Source organism: Brachybacterium sp. p3-SID957 (assembly GCF_025144775.1).
Classification (GTDB): domain Bacteria; phylum Actinomycetota; class Actinomycetes; order Actinomycetales; family Dermabacteraceae; genus Brachybacterium; species Brachybacterium epidermidis.
Genome location: NZ_JALXKT010000125.1, coordinates 1 through 626 on the forward strand (window position 1 = coordinate 1; position 626 = coordinate 626).

Sequence of the window (626 nt, forward strand, 5' to 3'; positions counted from 1 at the left end):
CGGTACTGCCGCTGGAAGACGACCGGCTACGCCATCCCCGCTCCGACGCCGGCTTGCGTCCCGCGTTACGCGTCCTGACGAGCGCGCGGGAGAACATGAGCTCGGAGCGCACGGCCAGCGTCAACGCTCTCACCGCCCTGTTGCGCACCGCAGATTTTGGCCTTGATGCGCGGAAGCCGCTGACAAACGGGCAGATCACCGAGGTGGCGTCTTGGCGCACTCGAGTTGAAGACCTCGAGCTCGCGGCTGCACGAGCCGAGGCTCACCGGCTGGCCAAGCGAGTTCGTGCTCTCGACATTGAGCTCGCCGACAACCGCTCGCAGCTCGAGGAGCTTCTGCGTCAGAGCAAAGCTGCCCCATTGCTGGACGTGATCGGCGTCGGGCCCGTGACCGCCGCAGTCGCCTATTCAGCATGGTCACACCGTGGGCGCTTGCGTGACGAAGCTGCCTTCGCGGCGTTGGCCGGCGTGAGTCCCATCCCTGCATCGTCGGGAAACACGACTCGCCACAGGCTGAATCGCGGAGGCGATCGAAGGCTCAATCGCGCGCTCCACATGGCCACGGTCACCCGAATGGTTCACGACCCCGAGACACGCGCTTACGTTGACAGACGGCGAGCTGAGGGG

General features: G+C 66.0%; 1 protein-coding gene. It reads left to right on the forward strand.

Going from position 1 to position 626, the window contains the following annotated elements:
* Positions 1-626 (forward strand): transposase (locus M3B01_RS14565; protein ID WP_259793267.1); only part of this gene is annotated, 626 nt, incomplete at both ends.